Source organism: Aeromonas crassostreae, from assembly GCF_054052445.1.
Map to the genome: position 1 here is coordinate 20,007 of NZ_JBSTYM010000002.1, position 21,006 is coordinate 41,012.

The window sequence follows — 21,006 nt, forward strand, 5'->3', positions numbered from 1 at the left end:
ACACTAACGATGAATAAAAATCACCCGCGACCTGGGTCGCGGGTGATGGAGGCTACAAGTAAGGGATGTGGCCCTAGCGGATCACCAGATAGAGGGAGGAGTCGCCCCGCTGGATGTTGAGGGCCAGCACATCCGGCTTGTTCTTCAGCGCCTTGGTCAGGTCGGCCAGGGTGTTCACCCTCAGCCGGTTGACCCCGATGATCACGTCCCCCTTCTGCAGGCCGGACGCGGCCGCCGGGGAGCGGGCATCGATGTCGGACACGGCGACGCCGGTCACCGGATCCGTGGTGGTGCTGAGTTTGGCACCTTCCAGGGCGGGATGCAGGGCGCTGGCGCGCACCTCGCTGTCATCGGCCTGTTTCAGGGTGACCTTGACGCTCTCCTCCTTGCCATCGCGCACTATGCCGAGGGTGACCTGCTTGCCCGCGCCCATGGTGGCGATCTTGGCACGCAGCTCCCCGAACGAGCGGATGGCCTTGCCATCGATGCTGGAGATGATGTCACCGGCCTTGATGCCAGCCTTGTCGGCGGCCGAGTCCGGCATGACCTGGTTGACGAAGGCGCCATTCTGCTTGGTGGAACCAAAGGTCTTGGCCAGATCAGAGGTCAGTTCGGCGCCCGTGATGCCCAGCTGGCCGCGACGCACCTCGCCATACTTGATGATCTGCTCGGACAGGTCGCGCACCATGTTGGACGGGATGGCGAAGCCGATGCCGATGTTGCCGCCATTGGGGCCAAGGATGGCGGTGTTGATGCCGATAAGCTCGCCACGCAGGTTGAGCAGGGCGCCGCCCGAGTTGCCCGAGTTGATGGCCGCATCGGTCTGGATGAAATTCTCGAAGTTCTCGATATTGAGGCCGCTGCGGCCCAGGGCGGAGACGATGCCGGAGGTGACCGTCTGGCCCAGACCGAATGGGTTGCCGATGGCCAGGGCATAATCGCCGACCCTCAGATCGTCGGAGTCCGCCAGCTTGATGGCGGTCAGGTCATCGCTCTTGATCTGCAGCAGGGCGATGTCGGACTGCTTGTCTTCACCGATCTTCTTGGCGGTAAACTCGCGGCCATCCTTCAGGCTGACCTTGATCTCGTCCGCCTCGTGGATCACGTGGGCGTTGGTGATCACGTAACCCTTCTTGGCATCGATGATGACCCCGGACCCGAGCGCCTGGAAGGGCTGCTCGCTCACCTGTTCATTGGGCATGTTGGGGCCGAAGAAGAAGCGGAACTGCTCGGGCAGACGCTGTCTGGTGATCTTCTTGCCGGAGACGGAGATGTTGACCACGGCAGGGGTCACCTGTTCCAGCACCGGGGCCAGACTCGGAATATCCTGATTGCCCATCAGGGAGGGCAGTGCCGCCTGGGCGGGGGCCGCAGAGAGGGCGATACCGACGCTGAGGGCTAGCACGCTGAGCAGAGAAAGAGGTTTACGCATATGAATAACAGCTCCCAGTTAATTGACTGTGCTTTCGCCAAGGATCTGACCGCAGATCAAGGGATTAGTTCCCGAAACGTGTCAACTGGATTGCTTCAGCAGACCGGAGGCGCTGCCGGCGTAGTCCCGCGGGGGCAGGCCCTGATTCGCTTCCTCGTCGGCGGGAGCGGCTTCCACTTCCGGCTCGCGGAACAGTGGCTCCTCGGCCTTGGCCAGGAACTTGCTCTGCTCGGCCATGTGGCGATACAGGGTCTGATACTGCTCGGCCAGCTGTTCCATCAGGGCGGCACTGTCGGCAAAGTGGTTGTTGATCTGGCCTTGGTAGTTCTCCATGTCCTTGCGGGCGGTGTTGAGTTCGCGCTCGAGGCGACCGGCATCGCGGCTGCGCACGGTAAAACGACCGATCAGGACTCCGATAATCAGGGCGGCGATGGCCAGCAGTATCCCATTCAACAGACTCATAGATGCTCCTTGTTACAGCAGATTCAACATGTGGATGACGGCTCAGGATGGCCGTCAGACCTGGGGGCACTATACCGTGCGCCCCGAGGCCGTGATACCCTTTTGTCCTCAATTCAGGGACTTGGAGGCGTTTGACAGGATGACCCCGCAGCAAAAATATCAGCAAGATCTGCAACGCGCTGATTTTCAGGCCGATCCGGCCCAGGCGATGGCAGTGACACACCTGGAGCGACTCTATCAGGATTTCTGCGCCCGCCCGACTCCGACCAGATCCCGCGGCCTGCTGGGGTGGTGGCAAAAGCCCAAGGCGCGGCAACCCATCCAGGGGTTATATATGTGGGGCGGCGTGGGCAGAGGCAAGACCTGGCTGATGGATACCTTCTTCGACAGCCTGCCGGGGGAGCGCAAGCTGCGAGTCCACTTCCACCGTTTCATGCACAGGGTGCACGATGAACTCAAGGGGCTGACCGGGCAGGCCGATCCCCTGCTGATCATCGCGCGTCGCCTGGCCGATGAGACGGACATCATCTGTTTTGACGAGTTTTTTGTCTCCGACATCACGGATGCCATGCTGCTTGGCACCCTGTTTCAGGCGTTGTTTGGCCATGGCGTGGTGCTGGTGGCTACCTCCAACATCCCCCCCGTGGATCTCTATCGCAATGGCCTGCAACGGGCGCGCTTCCTGCCGGCCATCGCGCTCATCGAGCAGCATTGCGAGATCCTCAACGTCGATGGCGGGGTCGATTACCGGTTGCGAACCCTGGAGCAGGCCGAGATCTATCATTATCCCCTCGACACCCAGGCGAGGACCAACCTGGATCGCTATTTTCAGCAGTTGGCGGGTAAGAAGCAGGCGCAGCCAGGCACCATAGAGATCAACCACCGCCAACTGAACTGCCTGGGTGCCGAGGAAGGCGTGCTCTACATCAGCTTCGACGAGCTCTGCTGCACCGCCCGCTCCCAGGGGGACTACATAGAGTTGTCGCGGCTGTTCCACTCCGTCTTGCTGGCCGGAGTCCAACCCATGGGGGCGGGCTCAGACGATGCGGCGCGCCGCTTCATCGCCATGGTGGACGAGTTCTACGAGCGACACGTCAAACTCATCGTCTCGGCCGCGGTTCCCATGGCCGAGCTCTATGGCAGCGGCTTGCTCAACTTCGAGTTCCGGCGCTGTCTTTCACGGCTGCAAGAGATGCAATCGCACGAATACCTTGCCAGAGTGCACCTTCCTTAGTCACAATACCGCGCCTGCCAGTCGGATGGGCATCTGCGGCAGGTAGGGCCGGGCGACATTTGCTAGCTTCATGGCAGTGAAATTAGCAGGTGATATTTAAGGCAACTTCACTTATAATCGCCCGGCCCACGTTACAGCTGTCGATAAGACAGCAATACTTTAAAGCTTTACTTGTATTCGAAGGGGTACAGGTAGGCCATCGTTTGTTGTTTGTGGGAGAGCCCCCATAAGCAATTGGGTCTGTAACAGGTAATTGGGTTTAACTTAATGAAAACTTTCGTTGCCAAGCCAGAAACCGTAAAACGTGACTGGTACATTGTGGACGCAGAAGGTAAAACTCTGGGTCGTATCGCAACCGAGATCGCTGCTCGTCTGCGTGGTAAGCACAAAGCCGAGTACACTCCGCACGTTGACACCGGTGATTACATCATCGTGGTAAACGCCGAGAAGGTACACGTAACCGGTAAGAAATTTACCGACAAAATGTACCACGCTCACTCCGGTTTCCCGGGTGGTATCAAGTCAATCAGCTTTGACAAGCTGATTCAGCGTAAACCGGAAATGGTTATCGAAGCTGCTGTTAAAGGCATGCTGCCGAAGGGCCCGCTGGGCCGTGCCATGTTCCGTAAACTGAAAGTTTACGCAGGCGCCGAGCACGCTCATGCTGCTCAGCAACCTCAAGTACTGGATATCTAATCGGGAACTGGCAACATGGCAGAAAATCAATACTACGGTACCGGCCGTCGCAAAAGCTCCACTGCTCGCGTATTTATCAAAGCGGGTAGCGGTAAAATCGTAATCAACCAGCGCTCCCTGGAGCAGTACTTCGGTCGTCCGACTGCCCGCATGGTAGTTCGTCAGCCGCTGGAACTGGTTGAGATGACCGAGAAACTGGATCTGTACATCACCGTTAACGGTGGTGGCATCTCCGGTCAAGCTGGTGCGATCCGCCACGGTATCACTCGTGCTCTGATGCAGTACGATGAAACCCTGCGTTCCGAACTGCGTAAAGCAGGCTTTGTTACTCGCGATGCCCGTAAGGTTGAGCGTAAGAAAGTCGGTCTGCACAAAGCTCGTAAGCGTCCGCAGTACTCCAAGCGTTAATTCGCTTTTGGTACTCACTCTTTCGAGTGTCAAAAAAGCCTGGCGACCGCCAGGCTTTTTTTATGCGTAACATTTTGCACGCCATTGCTAACCTCACGTCACAAAAGACAAAAATTTGTGTCTTTATTGTTTTTGCCCTCCGCTTGTCTTTCTTGTCAACTTGTTATCTTTTCTTTAAAATTTCCTCGATTTTTCTGTGACAATTGTAACTCCTGCTTCCGCCGCTGTTGTCACAGGGGAACAGGGACATTATAAGAATGCGCGGAGTCCACATGGGAGAGTTTTTGGATGAGCAATGCGCCAGTTGATACCGGTCGCCGCAGATTTCTTACCTGGTCAACGGTCGCCGTTGGTGGGGTAGGGGCTGCTTTTACCGCAGTGCCGTTTATAAAATCATGGAACCCGAGTGCCAAGGCCAAGGCCGCAGGTGCTCCGGTTGAAGTCGACATCAGCAAGTTGGAACCGGGTCAACTCATTCGCGTTGAATGGCGCGGCAAGCCGGTCTGGGTGGTCAATCGTACCAAGCAGACGCTGGATGGCCTGCCTACCCACGACAAGCTGTTGCGTGACCCCAACTCTGACGAACCCCAGCAGCCAGATTACGCTCACAACGAATATCGCTCCATCAAGCCTGAAATCTTCGTGGCAGTCGGTATCTGTACCCATCTGGGTTGTTCCCCGTCCTATCTGCCGGACAGCTTCGGCGAGCAGGTCGAGGGGGTCAGCTCTGGCTTTTTCTGCCCTTGTCATGGCTCCAAGTTTGACATGGCCGGTCGCGTGTTCCAGGGAGTTCCGGCTCCGCTGAACCTGGTGATCCCGCCGTACCAGTATCTCAACGACACCACCATCCTGGTCGGTGCCGATGGCAAGGAGGCCTGACCATGTTTGCCAAATTGATGGGCTGGATTGACTATCGTTTCCCGCTCACGGCCATGTACAACGATCATATGGCCAAGTACCCAGCGCCGAAAAACCTGAACTTCTGGTACTTTTTCGGTTCCCTTGCCATGTTGGTGCTGGTCAACCAGATCATCACCGGCATCTGGCTGACCATGAACTACAACCCGTCGGCGGAAGGCGCCTTTGCCTCCGTCGAATACATCATGCGCGACGTGGATTACGGCTGGTTGCTGCGCTACATGCACAGTACCGGTGCTTCCGCCTTCTTCGTGGTGGTCTATCTGCACATGTTCCGTGGTCTCATCTACGGCTCTTACCAGAAGCCCCGCGAGCTGCTGTGGATCTTCGGCATGCTGATCTTCCTGGTGCTGATGGCGGAAGCCTTCATGGGCTACCTGCTGCCCTGGGGCCAGATGTCCTTCTGGGGTGCCCAGGTCATCATCTCGCTGTTTGGTGCCATTCCGGTCATCGGCGACGATCTGACCCTGTGGATCCGCGGAGACTACGTCATCTCGGGGGCTACCCTGAACCGCTTCTTTGCGCTCCATGTCATCGCCTTGCCGCTGGTGCTGGTGCTGCTGGTGGCCATGCACATCCTGGCGCTGCACGAGGTGGGCTCCAACAACCCGGATGGCATCGACATCAAGAAGCATAAGGATGAGAACGGCTGGCCGCTGGACGCCGTCGCTTTCCATCCCTACTTTACGGTCAAGGACATGATCGGCGTGGCCGGCTTCCTGTTCTTCTTCTGCGCCATCATCTTCTTCAAACCGGACATGTGGGGCTATTTCCTAGAGAAGCCGAACTTTGAAGTGGCCAATGGCCTGAAGACCCCGGAGCACATTGCCCCGGTCTGGTACTTCACCCCCTTCTACGCCATCTTGCGGGCGGTACCGGACAAGCTGCTCGGCGTCATCATGATGGGGCTCTCCATCGTGGTGCTGTTCCTGCTGCCCTGGCTGGATCGCTGCAAGGTACGTTCGGTGCGCTATCGCAGCATGCTGCACAAGCTGAACATCGCTCAGTTTGTGGTCTGCTTCTTCATCCTCGGGGTGTTGGGGGTGCTGCCCTCCACGCCGACCCTGACGCTGATCGCACAGATCTGTTCACTCGGCTACTTCGGGTTCTTTGTCCTGCTGTTCTTCTACAGCAAAAATGAAAACACCAAGCCGCTGCCGGAGAGGGTCACATTCAAATGAAAAGGATAATCTTTGCTGTGCTCGCGCTGCTGCCCGGGTTGGCCATGGCGGCGGGAACCAGCGTGCCACTGGACACGGCTCACTATGATCTGAGCGACAAGGCATCCCTGCAGCGCGGTGCCACCACCTTCATGAACTATTGCGCCGGCTGCCACTCGACCCAGTATCAGCGTTACAACCGGGTGGCCGCGGATCTGGATATTCCCGAAGATCTGATGCGGGACAACCTCATCTTCAACGGCGCCAAGGTGGGGGATCTGATGAAGAGCTCCATCGCCGAGAAGGATGCGGCCCGCTGGTTCGGTGCTCCGCCGCCGGACTTGACCCTGGTTGCCCGGGTGCGTGGCGCTGACTGGATTTACACCTACCTGCGCTCCTTCTACGTGGACGAGACCCGTCCGTTCGGGGTGAACAACCTGGTGTTCCCGTCGGTGGGCATGCCCCACGTGCTGGAACCGCTCCAGGGCACGCCGCGTCTGGAACAGGAGACCCGTCTGGTCGATGGTCAGGAGGTGCACGAGGTTGTCGGCATCAAATCCGACGGCAATGGTGAAATGACGAACGAAGAGTATGATCAGACGGTGCTGGATCTGGTAAACTTCCTGGTCTACTCGGCTGAGCCGGTCAAACTGGAGCGCGAACGCATGGGCTTCTGGGTGCTGGGTTTTATCGCTATCTTCTTCATCTTCACTGTGCTGTTGAAGAAGGAATTCTGGCGCGACGTTCACTAAGCGACCAGATCCGAGTAATATAATGCACGGCAATGAGGTCCAAGCTACTTCATTGCCGTTTCTGCTTTTTAATGACGGGAGGGTTCAATGGCTGTAGCTGCCAATAAGCGTTCGGTAATGACGCTGTTTTCCGGTGCCAACGATATGTTCAGCCATCAGGTGCGCATTGTCCTGGCGGAGAAGGGTGTTAGCGTAGATATCTGCCAGGTTGACCCGAGCAACCTGCCGGATGAACTGGCGGAGCTGAACCCCTACAACTCCGTTCCGACCCTGGTGGATCGTGAGCTTGCGCTCTACACCTCGCGCATCATCATGGAGTATCTGGACGAGCGCTTCCCTCATCCGCCGCTGATGCCTGTCTACCCGGTCGCCCGTGGTAACAGCCGTCTGATGATGCATCGCATCGAGCTGGACTGGTACTCGCTGGCAGACAAGATCCTGGCGGGTAACGACGTCGAGGCGGCACGCAACGAGCTGCGGGACAACCTGCTGGCCATCGCGCCCATCTTCGGCGAAATGCCTTACTTCATGAGCGAAGAGTTCGGTCTGGTCGACTGCTACATGGCCCCCTTGCTGTGGCGTCTGCCGAGCCTGGGCATCGATCTGGGTGGCCGTGGCGCGAAAGAGCTGAAAGCCTACATGGTTCGCCTGTTCGAGCGTGAATCCTTCCAGGCTTCCCTGACCGAAGCCGAGCGCGAGATCCGCGCCGGCGTATGAGCATGGAACCGACAATGACGCCGAGTCGCCCGTACCTGTTGCGGGCGTTCTTCGATTGGCTGCTGGACAATGACCTGACCCCGCACCTGGTGGTGAACGTCAACATCCCCCATGTGCAGGTGCCCCTGCAGTATGCCCAGGATGGGCAGATAGTGCTGAACATAGCGCCGCGGGCGGTAATGCAGTTCCACATGGACAATGATGCGGTCAGCTTCAGTGCCCGTTTCGGTGGCGTATCCCAGCAGGTCTATATCCCGATGGCGGCCATCCTGGCCATCCATGCCAGGGAGAACGGTGTGGGCACCCTGTTCCCGCCCGAGCCTGGTTATGATCTCTGGCTGGAGCAGGCACAGGAGCAGGAACTGCCGGATCCTGAGCCGCCACGGCCGAGCGGCAGACCGAGTCTCAAGGTCATCAAGTGATCGCCTGAAACCAATAAAAAACGCAGCCCATGGGCTGCGTTTTTCTATTCAGGGGGCTCACTGGGCGTATTCGAATGCCTTGATGACCCGGGTGACGCCACTGACGTGGCGGGCAATCTCGACCGACTGCTCCCCCTCCTTGCGGGTCACCAGGCCTATCAGGAATACCTCGCCATTTTCGGTGACCACCTTGACCTTGGTGCTGTCGAAGTTCTTGGTGGCCAGCATGTCGGCACGGACCTTGGAGGTGATCCAGGAGTCGTTGCTGCGGGTGGCTATGCTCACCGGCTTGCCCAGGCGCAGCTCGTTGTAGACGTGACGCACCCCCTCGATGCGGCCGACCGTCTGACCCGCCGCCAGCTTGTAGGCATCGGTCGGCGTCTGGCCGACCAGCAGCACGCGGCCGTTGTTGCTGTAGACACTGATCTTGCTGGCCGCAGAGAGCGCCTTGTTGTCGGCCAGCAGGTTGGCCGCTTTCAGCTCGATGGCCTGATCGTCCCACTGGGTGCTCAGGGTGCGGCGATCCCCCGCGCTCGTTGCGGTGCCGGCGGCGCCGCCGACCAGCACGGCCGCACAGCCTTGCAGCAGCAGGGTGCCGGTCACCAAGGCCATTATCATGGTCTTTTTCAAGATGTCAGTCCTCTTGTTGCGGGAAAAGCGTCTGATCGATGAGATCACACAGGCAGTGCAGGGTCAACAGGTTGACTTCCAGAATGCGTGGCCGGCGGGAGGAGGGAACCCGGATCTCCACGTCATTCGGGCCGAGCAGGCCGGCCATCTCGCCACCATCGCCGCCCCCGAGCACGACTATGGTCATGTCGCGGGAGAGGGCGGCCTCGGCGGCCTTGATCAGGCTGCGGCTGTTGCCCGTGGTGGTGATGACCACCAGAATGTCGCCGGGTTGACCCAGGGCGCGGATCTGCTTGGCATAGACCTCTTCGAAGCCATGGTCGGTGGCGACGGCGCTGATGGTGGCCATGTCTGCCGTCAGGGCCATGCCGGGCAGGGAGGGGCGCTGGGTCTCGTAGCAGTTGACCAGCTCGCTGATGAACAGCTGGGCCAGGGCGGCGGAGGGACCATTGCCGCAGGCCAGCACCTTGTGGCCGTTGAGCAGGCAGATGGTGATCATCTGGGCGGCGGTGTGAATGGCATCCGGCAGCGCCTCGGCGGCGGCGATCTTGGTTTGAATGCTTTCCGTGTAATTCTCTTTGATGCGATCTGTCATGGGGTCCTCTTAAAATGCGTTCTGGATCCAGTCAGGCTGGTTGCCCTCGAACGCCAGCACATCGAATCGACAGGCCTGGCTGGCCTCGTTGATGCCATGGTGCGTCAAATAGTGGCGCGCGGCCAGCATGAGCTTGCGCCGTTTGGCAGGGGTGACCGAGGCGGCGGCGCCGCCATGGCCGCCATCAGCCCGGTATCTGACCTCGACAAACACCAGGGTCTCGCCCTGGCGCATGATGAGATCCAGTTCACCACCCCGGCAGCGGTAGTTGCGGCTGATCAGTTGCAGGCCCCGGGCCTGCAACCAGTCCGCCGCGGCTGACTCAAAGTGTTGACCCGGTGTCTGCGGCGTCTGAAACAGGTTCAGGCAACGCTGTATCAGGGGCTTGAGCCGGTTCTTCATCGCTGGACTCCGGGGTGTCGGGGAGCTGGGGTTGCGCCATGCCGATGGGGTTGCCGGCGGCGTCGAGCAGTGAGCCATCCCGATAGGTGGCCCAGCTCTGTTCACGCTGTATCACCCCGTCCGGGCCGACGCTGAGCTGGCCGCTCAGGCCCGCCTGCTTCATGGCGCCGACGCTGCGCATCTGCATCAGGTTGGGGCTCAGGCTGATGGCGTCATAGCCGAGGGCGAACAGGCGCAGCAGATCGCCCTGGGTCTGTGGCCAGAGCAGCTGTGCCTTGCCGCGCAGCTCGTTGAATTCGCCCAGCATCAGCGGCATGTCGCCGATGTGCAGGCCGTTGAGCTCGGAGGTGACCTCGGTGGCGCCGCTGTCATAACCGCGCGGCCCAGTGTAGATGGGCAGGCTGCCCATGGGATTGACCGAGATATCCACATAGGGCTTCACCATCCGGGTCTCCAGGTTGTTGGCGACCAGGTAGACCACGTCTATGCTGCGGGGCGTCTCATCGCTGAGCTGCACTATCTCGCCGGCCCGGGCGGTGGAGCGGCCACTGAGGGCATTCTTCACCATGCCGGGTACTTCCTTGCGCGAGCCAAAGGTGGCGACCACCGGCTTGTCCTGGCTCAGGCCGTTCCAGGTCTGCTCGAACGCCTTGATGCTGCCATAGCCGATGCGGCCCTGAGCGGCGATGAGCAAGGGCTTGCGATAGCCCTGGCCAAACAGGTAGCTGGCGGCCTGGCTCGCATCGGCGGCGGCGGAGAGGGAGAAGTAGAAGGTATTGTCATTGACCACCGGCTTGTCCAGCTCGTTCAGGGCGAGCACGGGCACGGTCGGGTTGAGCTTGAGCAGCTCGTCGACCCTGTCCTTGAGCAGGGGGCCTATGATCATGTCGGCTCCATCCTGGAGGGCTTGCCGGTAGAGATCGCCGACGGCCTTGGTCTGGGTGTCGTAGAAGTTCAGGCTGTATTGTCCGCCCTGCTCCTTGTAGGACATCAGCATGCCGTTGCGAATAGCCGACCCCTGCTGTTCCAGATTGCCGGACAGGGGCAGCAGGACGGCGATCTGCTGGGGAGCAAGCCCCGCCGTGCTGGCCAGGTCGCCGAGACCGGCCGGCATGTCCTGCTGGGCGGGGTGGTTCGGGAAGTTACGCTTCCAGCCATCGAGCTGGCGGGCCAGCTGGCTCGGCTGGGCGCCAAACTCGTTGACCAGGGCCGCCAGTCGCAGCCAGCCGGTGACCACATCAGGGGCAGGCGCCTCTTCCAGCGCCAGCAGGGTGGAGGGGGTCATGCTTTTGAGCAGGGACCAGATCTGCTTGTGGTTGGTGGCGATGTCCCCCTGGCTCAGGTAGGGCTCGAGCAGGATCAATGACTTGGCGGCGCCAAACTTGTTGTTGATGTCGAGCTGCAGCACGGTGCGCTGACGATACCAGTCACGCTGGGTATCGCCATCGAGCGCCACCGCCGGCTTGGCCTCCAGCAGGATCAAGGCCTGGTTGGCATTGCCCTGGGCCAGCAGCAGATGAGCCTCCAGCAGCTGGGCCTGAGCCTGCTGCTGCGGGGTTTTTGCCTGCTTTTGCAACTGCTGCAACAGGGCCTGGGCCGGATTGATCTGACCCTGGGCCAGATAACTGCGAGCGGCCAGGGCCTGCCAGATGAAGGCTTCGTCCGGCTTGGCCGGGTCCACCTTGGCGAGATAGGCATCCGGGGTCTGGGTCAGTTTGGCGAAGGCGGAGAGGCCCCCTTCCTGCCCTGACGGTTGATTGGGTTCCGACGCACAACCCGCGAGCAGCAAGGCCGCGAGTAGGATGCCGAAGAGTCGTGATACACTTAGCTGCTTTGTAACCCGGTTCAAGTTTATTCCCCGACCAGTGTTGAAGTTCCCCATAGTGTAAACGGGCCAATATGGCGACACAATTGTCGGGACGCTCGGAGATCCCATGAGTGATACCCCAACCCTCTATATAGTCCCCACCCCCATAGGCAATCTGGCGGATATCACCCAGCGCGCCCTGGACACCCTGCGCCGTGTCGATCTGGTGGCGGCGGAAGATACCCGTCACACCGGCATACTGCTGCATCACTACCAGATCTCGGTGGCGACCTTCCCCCTTCATGACCACAACGAACAGCAGAAGGCCGACGTCCTGATAGCGAAGATCAAGGAGGGCAAGAGCGTCGCCCTGGTCTCGGATGCGGGTACCCCCCTCATCAGCGACCCCGGCTACCACCTGGTCACCCGCTGTCGCGAGGCCGGGGTCAAGGTGGTGCCGCTGCCGGGTCCCTGCGCCGCCATCACGGCGCTCTCCGCCGCCGGTCTGCCCACCGACCGCTTCGCCTTCGAAGGGTTCCTGCCGGCGAAAACCAAGGGGCGCGATGACAGGCTGCAGGCCGTCATCGAAGACACCCGTTCTCTGGTGTTTTATGAGTCTCCGCGTCGGGTCCAGGAGACGGTGGAGGCCATCGCCCGCATCCTGGGGGAGCGTCAGGTGGTGGTGTGCCGCGAGCTGACCAAGACCTTCGAGTCCATTCACGGCCTGCCCGCCTCCGAGATGCTGGCCTGGCTGGGGGAGGACGAGAACCGTTGCCGCGGCGAAATCGTGCTGGTGGTCGCCGGTGCCAGCAAGCTGGATGAAGCATTGCCTGCCGAGGCGATCCGCACCCTGGGACTGCTGGTGGCCGAGCTGCCCCTGAAAAAAGCGGCGGCCCTGACCGCCGACATCCACGGCGTGAAGAAGAATGCCCTCTACAAATACGGCCTGGAGCATTATTGAGCCCGATTGAAGGCAGGGGTGCTCCATCCGAACATCATTCGAACACAAAGAGAGCAGCCCTGACCGCCGGCATCCACAGGATGAAGGCGAATCTCCTCTGCCAATATGGTCTCGGGCACGATTAATCCGGCGAAAGGGCAATTGCCGGTTTACCCGGGCGGCGGGGCAGGGCTATAATCCGCGCCTCGGAGTCGGCCGGACAATCGCTGCTTCGTCGTTGTGTCCCTCGGGACAGACGGGCGGAGGGGAGGAAAGTCCGGGCTTCATAGGGCAGGGTGCCAGGTAACGCCTGGGGGGCGTGAGCCTACGACCAGTGCAACAGAGAGCAAACCGCCGATGGCCCGCAAGGGATCAGGTAAGGGTGAAAGGGTGCGGTAAGAGCGCACCGCGCGACTGGCAACAGTTCGTGGCACGGTAAACTCCACCCGAAGCAAGACCAAATAGGCCCCTATTGGCGCGGCCCGCGTTGGGGGCGGGTAGGTTGCTGGAGCCAGTGAGCGATTGCTGGCCTAGAGGAATGATTGTCACCGGGGCAACCCGGTACAGAACCCGGCTTACAGGCCGACTCCGACCTTATTCCAGGGTAGATGCTACCCACAAGAATCCCGGTACCTTCTGGTCCGGGATTTTTCTTTATGGGCCCGGTTCGGCCCGATGGCGCCTTTTTCGATTTTGTAATACAGTTCCCGCCCATTTTGGTCGCTTCAACTCGACTGGTCCCCTCGTCTTGCCCGTCCCGTCATCCGGGTATAAATAGGCTTCGAGTGTACCTTGATCCTCTATCGCTTTATTATTTCCCCCTGAATCGCGGGCCTCTTTCATGGGGACTCACATTAATCGCATGCACTTTCCCTGAAATAACTCGTGGAAAATCAACCCGCTTAATCCGAGCCTGCCAAACGCTGCGTCAATATGTTCCCCGCCACAAGGATCCTTGCTTGAAAAGCCCTTTACTCGTCCTTAAACTTCACAGTGGAGAAAAGTGGATCAAAGTGGTTTTTCTGGGCAGAGACCCACCATTTATTCATCGGGGATGGCAAATTTGTTGCGTGGCGCTCACGCCATCAGCCTGGATGTCAAAGGGCGATTGGCGATTCCGACCAAGTTCCGTGACTGGCTGCGCGACGAATGCGACGGCCAGCTGGTCTGCACCATAGATATTGCCCACCCCTGCCTGCTGCTCTACCCCCTGCATGAATGGGAGGAGATAGAACGCAAGCTGAAGACGCTCTCCAGCATGGATCCCGCGCAACGCCGTCTGCAGCGCCTGTTGCTGGGGCACGCGACCGAATGTGAACTGGACGGCAATGGCCGTCTTCTGCTCTCCCAGCCCTTGCGCACCCATGCCGGGCTGGACAAGAGAATCATGCTGGTGGGCCAGCTCAACAAGTTTGAGCTGTGGGACGAAGCCCGCTGGCAACATCAGATCGATACCGATATCGCGAGCCTGCCCGAGGATGACTGGGCCGGCTCGGATCGCTTACAGGATTTCTCGCTATAAATGAGCCAAGCCGCTGAACATATCACAGTGCTGTTGCACGAAGCCGTCGAAGGTCTGGCCATCCAGCCGGACGGCATCTACGTCGACGGCACCTTTGGCCGTGGCGGTCACTCCCGTCTCATCTTGCAAAAACTCGGTCCCAATGGCCGTCTGATCGCGATTGACCGCGATCCTCAGGCCATCGCCGAAGCCGCCAAGATCCAGGATCCCCGTTTCGAGATAGTGCACGGTCCCTTCTCCGGGATCACCGGCTACCTGGCCGATCGCGGTCTGCTGGGCAAGGTCAACGGCTTCCTGCTGGATCTGGGGGTCTCTTCCCCCCAGTTGGACGATGCCGAGCGCGGCTTCAGCTTCATGAAGGACGGCCCCCTCGACATGCGCATGGACCCCACCACGGGCCAGAGCGCGGCGCAGTGGCTGGCCAAGGCCGACGTGGATGACATCGCCTGGGTATTGAAGACCTTCGGCGAGGAGCGTTTCGCCAAGAAGATAGCCCGCGCCATCGTCCACGATCGGGCGACCGAACCCTATGTGCGCACCCGCCAGCTGGCGGAGATGATTGCCAGGGTCAACCCGAGCAAGGAGAAGGGCAAGCACGCGGCCACCCGCAGCTTCCAGGCCATCCGCATCTATATCAACAGCGAGCTGGACGAGATAGAAACGGCGCTGGATGGTGCCCTGCAGGCACTGGCCCCCGAGGGGCGCCTCTCCGTCATCAGCTTCCACTCCCTGGAAGACAGGCTGGTCAAACACTTCATCCGCAAGCATGAGAAGGGGCCGGAGGTGCCGCGGGGCATCCCCCTGACCGAAGCCCAGCTGGCCGGTGGCCGCAAGCTGAAATCGGTGGGCAAGGCGCTCAAGCCGTCGGAACACGAAATCACCGAAAACACCCGGTCCCGCAGCTCTGTGCTGCGGGTCGCAGAGCGGCTGGCGGAGTGAGTCATGAGTGAGTTTCGCGTCCACCTCGGCAAGGAGATAGTGCAGGACCTCTGGCGTCACAAGCTGCAGCTGGCCCTGGCCATTGCCGTGCTGGTCACCTGCTTCGCGGTGATCCTAGTGACCAACATGACCCGGGTGATGACCTCGACCCAGAACGATCTCATGGCCGAGGAGGACAGGCTCAACATAGAGTGGCGCCACCTCTTGCTGGAGCAGGGCACCCTGGCCGAGCACTCCCGGGTGGCGGCACTGGCCATGGACAAGTTGCAGATGGCTCGCCCCCTGGTGACCACCGAGAAGGTAATCAGCCAACCATGAAACGCAAGACGCCCGCCAAGGCGCAGGTCAAAGCCCCGTCACTCTACCCATGGCGTTTTCGCACCCTGGTGTTGTTCATCGGGATAGCGTTTGTCGGCCTGATCCTGCGTCTGGCCTGGATCCAGGTCATAAGCCCGGACCGGTTGCGCCAGGAGGGAGACATGCGCTCCCTGCGCACCACCTCGACCCAGGCGGTGCGCGGCATGATCACGGATCGCAACGGCGAGCAGCTGGCGGTCTCGGTGCCGGTCGAGGCGGTCTGGGCCGATCCCAAGACGGTCCACGAGTCCGGCTCCATCCACAACGAGCGGGCCTGGCTGGCCCTCTCCGCCGTGCTCAAGGTCGATATCAACACCCTCAAGCACCGCATCTCCAACCCCAAGAAGCGCTTCGTCTATCTGCAGCGTCAGGTGACCCCGGCCGTGGCCGAGTACATCAAGGGCCTCAAGCTGGGGGGCGTCTTCCTGCGTCCCGAGTCGCGCCGTTTCTACCCCACGGGGGAGATCAGCGCCCACCTGGTGGGGGTGACCAACATAGATGGCCATGGCATAGAGGGGATCGAGCGCAGCTACGATCAGTGGCTGAGCGCGACCCCGGGCGAGCAGCGGGTGCGCAAGGACAGACAGGGCCGGGTCATAGAGCGGCTCGGCGTGGTCAAGGAGGGCAAGAACGCCAACAACCTGGCCCTGAGCATCGATCAGCGGGTGCAGGCCCTGGCCTATCGCGCCCTGAAACGGGCCACCGACGAGAACAAGGCCACGTCCGGCTCCCTGGTGATGCTGGATGTGAAGACGGGGGAGGTGCTGGCCATGGTCAACACCCCCTCCTACAACCCTAACAACCGGGGTCAGTACCAGAGCTTCCGGGTGCGCAACCGGGTGGTGACGGACACCTATGAGCCGGGTTCCACCGTCAAGCCGCTGATCCTGCTCAGCGCCCTGCAGGCCGGGGTGACGAGCTGGAAGGATCACATCCAGGGCGGCCCCCTCTATATCGGGGCCAAGCAGATCCGTGATGTCAGCATCCACAACGCCAACAACCTGTTCGACATCCTGCGTTACTCCTCCAACATCGGCATGTCCCGCATCGCCCTGCGCATGCCGGCCCAGGAGATGATCAACACCCTCAGCCTGTTCGGCTTTGGCAATGACACCGGCAGCGGCCTGATCGGCGAGAGCCTGGGGATGCTGCCCCAGCGCCGGCGCTGGTCCGATATCGAGCGGGCCACCCTGTCGTTCGGCTACGGCCTGCGGGTCACCCCGCTGCAGCTGGCCTCCGCCTATGCCACCCTGGCCAACCAGGGCAAGCGGGTGCCCATCTCCACCATCAAGCTGGACAAGGCGCCCCAGGGTGAGCAGGTCATCGACCACAACAATGCCAAGGCCATGATGCAGGCCCTGGAGTTCGTGGTCGACAACGCCATTCCCAAGGCCAAGGTGCCCGGCTACCGCGTCGGCGGCAAGAGCGGCACCGCCAAGGTCGCCGTCGCCGGCGGCTACGGCAAGGACTACATGGCCTGGTTTGCCGGCTTCGCCCCGGCCAGCAACCCCCGCTTCGTCATGGTGGTGGTGGTCAACGAGCCCAAGGGCAGTGCCTATTACGGCGGTGCCGTGGCGACCCCGCCCTTTGCCGAAGCCATGGGCGGCGTGCTGCAGCTCTACAACATTCGTCCCGATGCGGTGCCCAATGCGCCGCCCCCCTCACTCGCCCGACTGGAGGCCGCCGTTGTCCCTCACACTTGATGCGCTGGTGCGCCCCTTCGGCATCGAAGCCCAGGCGCTCCCCCTGACCGACATGCAGCTCGACAGCCGACGGGTCGGCCCGGGTTGCCTGTTCGTGGCACTCAAGGGGCATCAGGCCGACGGCAGGCAGTTCATCGAGCAGGCGGCGGCCCGGGGGGCGAGCGCCGTGCTGTTCGAAGATGACGGCGCCTTCCTGCCCCCGGCGCTGGCGATCCCCTGCATCGGCATGGGCGACCTGCCCGCCAGGCTCAGTGCCCTGGCCGGGCGCTTCTTCGGCGATCCGGCCAGGGCGCTGCAACTGATCGGCATCACGGGCACCAATGGCAAGAGCACCACGGCGCTGCTGGTGGCCAACTGGCACAGCCTGCTCGCCGAGCAGAGCGGGGCCGGCAAGGCGGCCGTGATGGGCACCATAGGCAATGGCCTGTTCGGCGAGCTGGTGGAAGCCGCCAACACCACCGGCAGCGCCCTCGAGGTGCAGGCCAATCTGGCCGCCCTGCGCGACCAGGGCGCCAGCCTGGTGGCCATGGAGGTTTCCAGCCATGGTCTGGTGCAGCACAGGGTGGCGGATCTCCACTTCGCCGCCACCGTCTTCACCAACCTGAGCCGGGATCATCTCGACTATCACGGCTCCATGGCCGCCTATGGCGAGGCCAAGGCGCTGCTGCTCAAGCAGGTCGATGAGCACTGTGCCGTCATCAATGACGACGACCCGCTGGGCCGCGAATGGCTGGCCCGTTATCCCCAGGCGGTGGCCTTCGGCACCAATGGCCCGATTGAAAACCATCCAGGGCGACAGTTGACGGCGCAGCATCCCCAATTTCATCAGCAGGGATTCAGTTCAACCATTAACTCCAGCTGGGGGAATGGTGTATTATCCGCCCCCTTGCTCGGCCGCTTCAACGTCAGCAATGTGCTGGCGGCCATGGGGGCCATGCTGGTGCTCGGCCACGGGTTCGAGCAGCTGATCGCCACCGCCCCCCGCCTGCAGGGGGTAACAGGTCGCATGGAGTGTTTCGGCGGCGGCGATGCGCCGCTGGCGGTGGTCGATTATGCCCACACCCCGGATGCGCTGGAGAAGGCGCTGCAGGCCCTGCGGGTGCACTGCGAGGGGCGGCTGTGGTGCATCGTCGGTTGCGGTGGCGACCGCGATCGCGGCAAGCGTCCCATGATGGCCGCCGTGGCCGAGCTGCATGCGGACTGCGTGATCCTGACCGATGACAATCCCCGTACCGAATCGCCGGCCCGCATCATGGCCGACATGGTGGCGGGTCTTGCCGATCCTGGCGCCGTGACCATAGAGCACGACAGGGTCAAGGCCATAGGGCTGGCGCTGGCGCAGGCGAGCAAAGAGGACATCATCCTGGTGGCCGGCAAAGGTCACGAGGATTATCAGATCATTGGCAAAGACAAGCGGCACTACAGCGACCGGGAAACCGTCGCGGCCGCGTTGCACACATTAATGGAGTCATTCAGATGATGACCCTCAGGCTTGCCGAACTGGCCCGGGCGCTCGATGCCCGCCTGATTGGCGGCGATCACGAGATCACCGCCGTCAGCACCGACACCCGCACCCTGGGCGCCGGTGCCCTGTTCGTGGCCCTGCGCGGCGAGCGGTTCGACGCCCACGATTTCTGCGATCAGGCGGTGCTGGCGGGGGCCTCTGCCCTGCTGGTGGAGCGTGAACTGCCCCTGGCCATTCCCCAGCTGGTGGTGAACGACAGCCTCAAGGGGTTGGGGCGCCTCGGCAAGCTGGTGCGCGAGCGCATCAACCCGAAAGTGCTCGCCATCACCGGCAGCTGCGGCAAGACCACGGTGAAGGAGATGGCGACCGCCATCCTGCGCTGTGAGGGGGAGGTGCTGGCCACCGCCGGCAACTTCAACAACGAGGTGGGGGTGCCGCTCACCCTGCTGCGCCTCGAGCCGCAGCACCAGTTTGCGGTGATGGAGCTGGGGGCCAACCACCCGGGCGAGATCGCCTGGACCACCTCCCTGGCCCGGCCCGATGCCGCCATCATCAACAACGTGGCGGCGGCCCATCTGGAAGGCTTCGGCTCCCTGGAAGGGGTGTTCCACGCCAAGAGCGAAATTTTTGAGGGCCTGCGCGAGGGCGGCAGCGCCATCGTCAATGCCGACAACGCGTTCTGGCCGAAGTGGCGTGAAAAGGGCATCCGCTGCGCCTTCTCCCTCGAGGACCCGAGCCAGCCCTTCCACGCCCGCGACATAGTGCTCAACGAGCAGGGGTGTGCCGGGTTCGTGATGGTGACTCCCCAGGGGGAAGTCAACCTGACCCTGGCCATTCCCGGTCGCCACAACGTGGCCAACGCCCTGGCCGCCGCGGCCGGCTGTCTGGCGCTGGGGGCCTCGCTTGCCTCAGTCAAGGCGGGGCTGGAGCAGATGGCACCGGTCAAGGGGCGCTTCTGCGTGCGCCGCTGGGGTGGCCTGACCCTGATAGATGACACCTACAACGCCAGCGTGGAGTCCGTGCTGGCGGGCATCGATGCCTTGACCGCCATGGGTGGCTACAAGGTGCTGGTGTTCGGCGACATGCGAGAACTGGGCGAGGGCTCGGCCGAGCAGCACGCCCGGGTCGGCCACCATGCCCGCGCGTGCGGGCTGGATGCCGTGCTCACGGTCGGCGAGGAGAGCCGCCATACCGCAGACGCCGCGGGCGGCCGACATTTCGATAACAAGGCGTCTCTCTATGACGTGCTGGCACAGATGATCACGACAGAACAAAGCATCGCCATTCTGGTGAAAGGGGCGCGGGGTTCGCGCATGGAAGATATCGTCAACATGGTCGCCGACCATCAGGAGCAAGCCTCATGCTAGTCTGGCTGGCAGAACTGCTCACCCCGCACTTCACCTTCTTCAACGTCTTCTCCTACCTGACGTTTCGCGCCATCCTGTCGATCATCACCGGCCTGGTGGTGGCGCTCTGGATGGGGCCGCGCCTCATCCGCCGCCTGCAGATCCTGAAATTCGGCCAGGTGATCCGCAACGACGGCCCCGAGTCCCACCTCAGCAAGCGGGGCACCCCGACCATGGGCGGCCTGATGATCATCGCCGCCATCTTCATCTCGGTGCTGCTCTGGAGCCGCCTCGACAACCCCTATGTCTGGCTGGTGCTGTTCGTGCTTGGCGCCTACGGCGCCATCGGCTTTGCCGACGACTACCTCAAGGTGGTGCGCAAGAACACCGACGGCCTGATCGCCCGCTGGAAGTACTTCTGGCAGTCGGCGGTCGCCCTGGCCGTGGCGGTCTTCCTCTATGCCACCGCGACCCACGACGGCCAGACCCAGCTGGTGGTGCCCTTCCTCAAGGACGTGATGCCCCAGCTCGGCCTGATGTTCATCATACTGACCTACTTCGTCATCGTCGGTACCTCCAACGCGGTCAATCTGACCGATGGTCTCGATGGCCTGGCCATCATGCCCACCGTGATGGTGGCGGGGGGCTTCGCCCTCATCGCCTGGGCCACCGGCAACGTCAACTTCGCCAACTACCTGCACATTCCCTATGTGCCCTACACCTCCGAGCTGGTGATCGTCTGTACCGCCATCGTGGGGGCGGGCCTGGGCTTTCTCTGGTTCAACACCTATCCGGCCCAGGTGTTCATGGGAGACGTGGGTTCCCTGGCCCTCGGCGGAGCCCTTGGCACCATCGCCGTGCTGGTGCGCCAGGAGTTTCTGCTGGTGATCATGGGCGGTGTCTTCGTGATGGAGACGGTCTCGGTGATCCTGCAGGTGGGATCCTACAAGCTACGCGGCGTGCGTATCTTCCGCATGGCCCCCATCCACCACCACTACGAGAAGAAGGGCTGGCCCGAGCCGCGCGTCATAGTGCGCTTCTGGATCATCACCCTGATGCTGGTGCTGCTGGGTCTCGCCACCCTGAAGGTGCGTTGATC

22 protein-coding genes and 1 other RNA gene are annotated in these 21,006 nt (G+C 61.7%); 17 read left to right on the forward strand and 6 right to left on the reverse strand.

What is annotated here, in order from left to right:
* Nucleotides 1–73 precede the first annotated feature (73 nt).
* Nucleotides 74–1,432 carry a DegQ family serine endoprotease gene (locus tag ACW5W4_RS01700; RefSeq protein ID WP_427261042.1) on the reverse strand — a complete coding sequence of 453 codons (1,359 nt, stop codon included), beginning with the start codon at nucleotides 1,430–1,432 and terminating at the stop codon, nucleotides 74–76.
* 81 nt (nucleotides 1,433–1,513) lie between these two features.
* Nucleotides 1,514–1,894, reverse strand: coding sequence for a YhcB family protein (locus ACW5W4_RS01705; protein ID WP_408793849.1), 381 nt, complete (start codon nucleotides 1,892–1,894; stop codon nucleotides 1,514–1,516).
* Nucleotides 1,895–2,033: 139 nt separating this feature from the next.
* Here ACW5W4_RS01705 and zapE point away from each other — a divergent pair, with 139 nt between their 5' ends.
* From zapE to ACW5W4_RS01745, 8 genes are all read left to right on the forward strand, one after another.
* Nucleotides 2,034–3,128 carry a cell division protein ZapE gene (gene zapE, locus ACW5W4_RS01710; RefSeq protein ID WP_456688190.1) on the forward strand — a complete coding sequence of 365 codons (1,095 nt, stop codon included), beginning with the start codon at nucleotides 2,034–2,036 and terminating at the stop codon, nucleotides 3,126–3,128.
* 267 nt (nucleotides 3,129–3,395) lie between these two features.
* On the forward strand, nucleotides 3,396–3,824 hold the full coding sequence (gene rplM / locus ACW5W4_RS01715; protein ID WP_005336289.1) for a 50S ribosomal protein L13: 429 nt from the start codon (nucleotides 3,396–3,398) through the stop codon (nucleotides 3,822–3,824).
* Between the two features lie 15 nt (nucleotides 3,825–3,839).
* Nucleotides 3,840–4,232 (forward strand): 30S ribosomal protein S9, encoded by a 393-nt coding sequence (gene rpsI, locus ACW5W4_RS01720; RefSeq protein ID WP_005336286.1) that lies wholly within the window; start codon nucleotides 3,840–3,842, stop codon nucleotides 4,230–4,232.
* A 288-nt stretch (nucleotides 4,233–4,520) separates the two neighbouring features.
* Nucleotides 4,521–5,111, forward strand: coding sequence for a ubiquinol-cytochrome c reductase iron-sulfur subunit (gene petA / locus ACW5W4_RS01725; protein ID WP_408793853.1), 591 nt, complete (start codon nucleotides 4,521–4,523; stop codon nucleotides 5,109–5,111).
* Between the two features lie 2 nt (nucleotides 5,112–5,113).
* Nucleotides 5,114–6,331 (forward strand): cytochrome b, encoded by a 1,218-nt coding sequence (locus tag ACW5W4_RS01730; RefSeq protein WP_042001529.1) that lies wholly within the window; start codon nucleotides 5,114–5,116, stop codon nucleotides 6,329–6,331.
* Nucleotides 6,328–7,062 carry a cytochrome c1 gene (locus ACW5W4_RS01735; protein ID WP_408793855.1) on the forward strand — a complete coding sequence of 245 codons (735 nt, stop codon included), beginning with the start codon at nucleotides 6,328–6,330 and terminating at the stop codon, nucleotides 7,060–7,062. Before ACW5W4_RS01730 ends, ACW5W4_RS01735 begins: the two co-directional genes overlap by 4 nt.
* 87 nt (nucleotides 7,063–7,149) lie before the next feature.
* Nucleotides 7,150–7,779 carry a stringent starvation protein SspA gene (sspA, locus tag ACW5W4_RS01740; RefSeq protein ID WP_042001535.1) on the forward strand — a complete coding sequence of 210 codons (630 nt, stop codon included), beginning with the start codon at nucleotides 7,150–7,152 and terminating at the stop codon, nucleotides 7,777–7,779.
* Nucleotides 7,776–8,201, forward strand: a complete 426-nt coding sequence (locus tag ACW5W4_RS01745) for a ClpXP protease specificity-enhancing factor (RefSeq protein WP_042001538.1) — start codon at nucleotides 7,776–7,778, stop codon at nucleotides 8,199–8,201. Before sspA ends, ACW5W4_RS01745 begins: the two co-directional genes overlap by 4 nt.
* 57 nt (nucleotides 8,202–8,258) lie before the next feature.
* Here ACW5W4_RS01745 and dolP read toward each other — a convergent pair whose 3' ends face one another.
* Genes dolP through ACW5W4_RS01765 form a run of 4 tightly spaced genes read right to left on the reverse strand, consistent with a single transcriptional unit; the run spans nucleotide 8,259 to nucleotide 11,677 of the window.
* Entirely contained in the window at nucleotides 8,259–8,819 is a 561-nt protein-coding gene (gene dolP, locus ACW5W4_RS01750) for a division/outer membrane stress-associated lipid-binding lipoprotein (RefSeq protein WP_456688348.1), read from the reverse strand.
* A 16-nt stretch (nucleotides 8,820–8,835) separates the two neighbouring features.
* A complete protein-coding gene (locus ACW5W4_RS01755) occupies nucleotides 8,836–9,426 on the reverse strand; it encodes a D-sedoheptulose-7-phosphate isomerase (RefSeq protein WP_042001540.1) in 591 nt (196 codons plus the stop codon).
* Between the two features lie 9 nt (nucleotides 9,427–9,435).
* Complete coding sequence (locus ACW5W4_RS01760) at nucleotides 9,436–9,828, reverse strand: YraN family protein (RefSeq protein WP_456688191.1); 393 nt, start codon at nucleotides 9,826–9,828, stop codon at nucleotides 9,436–9,438.
* Nucleotides 9,749–11,677 (reverse strand): penicillin-binding protein activator, encoded by a 1,929-nt coding sequence (locus tag ACW5W4_RS01765; protein ID WP_456688192.1) that lies wholly within the window; start codon nucleotides 11,675–11,677, stop codon nucleotides 9,749–9,751. The genes ACW5W4_RS01760 and ACW5W4_RS01765 overlap by 80 nt, the downstream gene beginning before the upstream one ends.
* A gap of 85 nt (nucleotides 11,678–11,762) precedes the next feature.
* Between ACW5W4_RS01765 and rsmI the strand changes: the two genes are divergently transcribed.
* The 9 genes from rsmI (at nucleotide 11,763) to mraY (ending at nucleotide 21,004) form a co-directional block, all read left to right on the forward strand.
* Entirely contained in the window at nucleotides 11,763–12,596 is an 834-nt protein-coding gene (rsmI, locus tag ACW5W4_RS01770; RefSeq protein WP_427261039.1) for a 16S rRNA (cytidine(1402)-2'-O)-methyltransferase, read from the forward strand.
* Between the two features lie 187 nt (nucleotides 12,597–12,783).
* Nucleotides 12,784–13,169, forward strand: an RNA gene (rnpB, locus tag ACW5W4_RS01775) — RNase P RNA component class A.
* Between the two features lie 469 nt (nucleotides 13,170–13,638).
* Entirely contained in the window at nucleotides 13,639–14,097 is a 459-nt protein-coding gene (mraZ, locus tag ACW5W4_RS01780) for a division/cell wall cluster transcriptional repressor MraZ (protein ID WP_042001653.1), read from the forward strand.
* Nucleotides 14,098–15,036 (forward strand): 16S rRNA (cytosine(1402)-N(4))-methyltransferase RsmH, encoded by a 939-nt coding sequence (gene rsmH, locus ACW5W4_RS01785; protein WP_408793867.1) that lies wholly within the window; start codon nucleotides 14,098–14,100, stop codon nucleotides 15,034–15,036. It abuts the gene before it with no gap.
* 3 nt (nucleotides 15,037–15,039) lie between these two features.
* A complete protein-coding gene (gene ftsL / locus ACW5W4_RS01790) occupies nucleotides 15,040–15,354 on the forward strand; it encodes a cell division protein FtsL (protein WP_042001660.1) in 315 nt (104 codons plus the stop codon).
* Entirely contained in the window at nucleotides 15,351–17,096 is a 1,746-nt protein-coding gene (locus tag ACW5W4_RS01795; RefSeq protein ID WP_456688193.1) for a penicillin-binding transpeptidase domain-containing protein, read from the forward strand. Before ftsL ends, ACW5W4_RS01795 begins: the two co-directional genes overlap by 4 nt.
* On the forward strand, nucleotides 17,041–18,576 hold the full coding sequence (murE, locus tag ACW5W4_RS01800; protein WP_456688194.1) for a UDP-N-acetylmuramoyl-L-alanyl-D-glutamate--2,6-diaminopimelate ligase: 1,536 nt from the start codon (nucleotides 17,041–17,043) through the stop codon (nucleotides 18,574–18,576). Before ACW5W4_RS01795 ends, murE begins: the two co-directional genes overlap by 56 nt.
* Entirely contained in the window at nucleotides 18,573–19,928 is a 1,356-nt protein-coding gene (locus ACW5W4_RS01805; RefSeq protein WP_456688195.1) for a UDP-N-acetylmuramoyl-tripeptide--D-alanyl-D-alanine ligase, read from the forward strand. Before murE ends, ACW5W4_RS01805 begins: the two co-directional genes overlap by 4 nt.
* Nucleotides 19,922–21,004, forward strand: a complete 1,083-nt coding sequence (gene mraY, locus ACW5W4_RS01810) for a phospho-N-acetylmuramoyl-pentapeptide-transferase (protein ID WP_408793875.1) — start codon at nucleotides 19,922–19,924, stop codon at nucleotides 21,002–21,004. The genes ACW5W4_RS01805 and mraY overlap by 7 nt, the downstream gene beginning before the upstream one ends.
* The last annotated feature ends 2 nt before the right edge of the window (nucleotides 21,005–21,006 follow it).

Excerpts from the sequence above, each read along its gene's own strand:
- rplM (WP_005336289.1), top strand. The coding sequence starts at position 3,396 with ATGAAAACTTTCGTTGCCAAGCCAGAAACCGTAAAACGTGACTGGTAC.
- ACW5W4_RS01795 (WP_456688193.1), top strand. The coding sequence starts at position 15,351 with ATGAAACGCAAGACGCCCGCCAAGGCGCAGGTCAAAGCCCCGTCACTC.
- sspA (WP_042001535.1), top strand. The coding sequence starts at position 7,150 with ATGGCTGTAGCTGCCAATAAGCGTTCGGTAATGACGCTGTTTTCCGGT.
- ACW5W4_RS01755 (WP_042001540.1), bottom strand. The coding sequence starts at position 9,426 with ATGACAGATCGCATCAAAGAGAATTACACGGAAAGCATTCAAACCAAG.
- mraY (WP_408793875.1), top strand. The coding sequence starts at position 19,922 with ATGCTAGTCTGGCTGGCAGAACTGCTCACCCCGCACTTCACCTTCTTC.
- ftsL (WP_042001660.1), top strand. The coding sequence starts at position 15,040 with ATGAGTGAGTTTCGCGTCCACCTCGGCAAGGAGATAGTGCAGGACCTC.
- rpsI (WP_005336286.1), top strand. The coding sequence starts at position 3,840 with ATGGCAGAAAATCAATACTACGGTACCGGCCGTCGCAAAAGCTCCACT.
- dolP (WP_456688348.1), bottom strand. The coding sequence starts at position 8,819 with ATGATAATGGCCTTGGTGACCGGCACCCTGCTGCTGCAAGGCTGTGCG.
- rsmI (WP_427261039.1), top strand. The coding sequence starts at position 11,763 with ATGAGTGATACCCCAACCCTCTATATAGTCCCCACCCCCATAGGCAAT.
- ACW5W4_RS01805 (WP_456688195.1), top strand. The coding sequence starts at position 18,573 with ATGATGACCCTCAGGCTTGCCGAACTGGCCCGGGCGCTCGATGCCCGC.
- rsmH (WP_408793867.1), top strand. The coding sequence starts at position 14,098 with ATGAGCCAAGCCGCTGAACATATCACAGTGCTGTTGCACGAAGCCGTC.
- ACW5W4_RS01730 (WP_042001529.1), top strand. The coding sequence starts at position 5,114 with ATGTTTGCCAAATTGATGGGCTGGATTGACTATCGTTTCCCGCTCACG.
- ACW5W4_RS01745 (WP_042001538.1), top strand. The coding sequence starts at position 7,776 with ATGAGCATGGAACCGACAATGACGCCGAGTCGCCCGTACCTGTTGCGG.
- petA (WP_408793853.1), top strand. The coding sequence starts at position 4,521 with ATGAGCAATGCGCCAGTTGATACCGGTCGCCGCAGATTTCTTACCTGG.
- murE (WP_456688194.1), top strand. The coding sequence starts at position 17,041 with ATGCGCCGCCCCCCTCACTCGCCCGACTGGAGGCCGCCGTTGTCCCTC.
- zapE (WP_456688190.1), top strand. The coding sequence starts at position 2,034 with ATGACCCCGCAGCAAAAATATCAGCAAGATCTGCAACGCGCTGATTTT.
- ACW5W4_RS01700 (WP_427261042.1), bottom strand. The coding sequence starts at position 1,432 with ATGCGTAAACCTCTTTCTCTGCTCAGCGTGCTAGCCCTCAGCGTCGGT.
- ACW5W4_RS01705 (WP_408793849.1), bottom strand. The coding sequence starts at position 1,894 with ATGAGTCTGTTGAATGGGATACTGCTGGCCATCGCCGCCCTGATTATC.
- ACW5W4_RS01735 (WP_408793855.1), top strand. The coding sequence starts at position 6,328 with ATGAAAAGGATAATCTTTGCTGTGCTCGCGCTGCTGCCCGGGTTGGCC.
- ACW5W4_RS01760 (WP_456688191.1), bottom strand. The coding sequence starts at position 9,828 with ATGAAGAACCGGCTCAAGCCCCTGATACAGCGTTGCCTGAACCTGTTT.